Source organism: Brevibacterium jeotgali (assembly GCF_900169175.1).
Taxonomy (GTDB): Bacteria; Actinomycetota; Actinomycetes; order Actinomycetales; family Brevibacteriaceae; genus Brevibacterium; species Brevibacterium jeotgali.
The window spans coordinates 1-2,464 of the sequence record NZ_FXZM01000039.1; the positions used below are offsets into that span (position 1 = coordinate 1).

A 2,464-nucleotide genomic window follows, 5' to 3' on the forward strand; every position below is an offset into this window, starting at 1 on the left:
ATGGCCGACTCGAGCATCTGCGCGGGATCGCGCTTGGGTTCCGGAACCTGAGGCACTACATCGCCAGGAGTCTGCTCGAAGCCGGCGGCTTCAGACCTCGACTACACCCTCGTTCGTGAAGAGCCGCTTTGAGCGGATGCCCCCGAAGCGGGAATCGTTTGGAGCCCTCATCGCAGGATATAACTGACACTTATCGCCGATGCAACCGCAAAGCCCTTGCGCCGCCCGTGAAGAGTAAGCAAGATTGTGGGCAGACTAGTTGTCTCGACGCAAGGAGGCGTCTGAAGTGGAGCAGGTACTTAACGGAATCCGTGTCATTGATGCAGGATCGATACTCGCTGCACCAGGGGCATCGGCGCTTCTGGCTGATTTTGGGGCGGAAGTGATTAAGGTCGAACCGCCGGGCACTGGTGATTCGCTGCGAGGGTACAGCCCTCAACTCAACGGTGATTCGCTGACCTTTCAAGTCACTAATCGGGGCAAAAAAAGTGTGACTCTCGATCTCCGACAGCCTGAGGGCCGAGACCAGCTATTTGAGCTAGTAAAAATATCGGATGTAATCGTTTTAAACTTCCGCGTCTCGACTGTCGAAAAGTGGGGCATTGGATACGAGGCACTAAAAGCGGTCAATCCTAAAATAATCGTACTTCATCTGACGGGTTACGGTTTAACTGGACCGTATCGAGATCGCCCAGGGTTTGCCCGTGTAGCGGAAGCGTACTTGGGTCTAACATACACAACTGGTTACGCAGATAGGCCACCTGTCCCGTCGGGGTACGCAATCGCGGACGCAATGGGTGGCGTGTATGGAGCATTTTCGGTTACCCTGGCCTTGCTTGAGCGAAAACAATCGGGCGAGGGCCAGCTAATCGACTTGGCGCTGTACGAGCTTCTGGCTAAGACGCTGGACGGCATGTATGTAGGTGCTTTACACACCGGAAAAATACCCGAACGGTCTGGAACCTCGAACCCAACTATTGCTCCACACGATATTTATCCAATGGGCGATGGCGTCTTCGTGTCTATACCGGCAAGCACACAGAGCATGTTTGAACGTCTATGTGACATTCTTAGTCTCGCTGAGTTGAAAGAGGACCCACGATTCCTGGATAACCAGTCACGGGTCAAGCACCGTGAGGAGTTGGACGAATATCTCCGTATGAAGTTTGCGGCCATGAACTCTGTCGATTTTCTTGAACGAGCTCACGAGGCTCAGATCGCGGCCAATGCAATCAATAACCCGCTGGAATTTACCAAAGATCCCCACGTCATCGCGCGTGACTTCTTTGAAGAGATAGAGAACCCAGGCCGCCCATCGGTGAAAATGCAGGGTGTTGTTCCCAAACTGTCGAGAACTCCGGGATCTATAAGGCACGCTGGTGAGTCTCTTGGCGCATCTAATGAATACGTGTATGAAAACCTTCTTCGCATGAAAGACGAGAAGTTGGCTGAGCTGAAAGAAAAAGGCGTCATTTGACAAACTGGCTTCCATGAAGCTCAGCCATTGCCATCGGCTTATGAGATATGCCGGTTCACTTGTCGGCAATAGTCCAATTCTGCAATGAGACCGGTTTGGACCGTCCGCCGTCTATAATTCACTGGTACTATCGGTGGAACTGTCTGTAAAGCATTCGCCGAACGATCGACGCAATTTTATGGTCCAAGCGGACACATTTTTCGGGCGAAATAATGGACAATTGGAACCCGCAAAAACCTCTTCGAAATAGGAGCATTGTTGACCGACAACGGTAAAGACAATAAGCAGCCATCAACTGGTACCGACGCTTCGTCCTCGAATGGTCCCTTGTGGTGGGAAGGTGAGCTGAAATTAAGGTCACGTATAGCAATGGGTCTTGGTGGAAGTGAAAACATTCAACGACAACATGCGCGAGGACAACTAACCGCCCGCGAACGCTTGGATTGCTTAGTGGACGAGGGCAGCTGGCGTGAGGTCGGCCTGTTCACTGGGAAGATGAAGTATGACGACCAACATGGTCTTATTGACGGCAGCCCCGCAAACGCGATTGCGGGAACGGGAACGATAGAGCAACGAGACGTAGCGGTGTCGGCTGAGGACTTCACGGTACGTGGTGGATCGTCAGAATCAACATCCCCTGAAAAGTGGCAATATATTGAACGGTACGCTCTGGAGTACAGAATACCAATTATCCGTTTAGTTGAAACAGCTGGTGGAAGTATAAACCTGCTGAAACAATCTAGTGGGACGAAAATTCCGGGCTATACCGGATGGCCGCTGGGCGGTCTATTGGGGACGGTCCCTGTAATTGGCATCGCAATGGGTGCGGCAGCGGGGCTGGGCGCAGTTAGAGTAGTCGCATCTCATTTTTCTGTGATGGTAGCTGGCAGCAGCTACGTGTTCGCTGGTGGGCCTGCGGTAGTAAAGCCGGGGGTTGGTCAGGAGATTGATAAGGAAGAGTTGGGCGGTGCATCTGTGCACGCTCGG

2 protein-coding genes are annotated in these 2,464 nt (G+C 52.5%); both read left to right on the top strand.

Going from position 1 to position 2,464, the window contains the following annotated elements; all coding sequences use genetic code 11:
* Positions 1-286: 286 nt before the first annotated feature.
* Complete coding sequence (locus tag BJEO58_RS14690) at positions 287-1,477, top strand: CaiB/BaiF CoA transferase family protein (RefSeq protein ID WP_180951998.1); 1,191 nt, start codon at positions 287-289, stop codon at positions 1,475-1,477.
* 258 nt (positions 1,478-1,735) lie between these two features.
* A partial coding sequence (locus BJEO58_RS14695; RefSeq protein ID WP_308297876.1) for a carboxyl transferase domain-containing protein occupies positions 1,736-2,464 on the top strand: 729 nt, incomplete at its 3' end.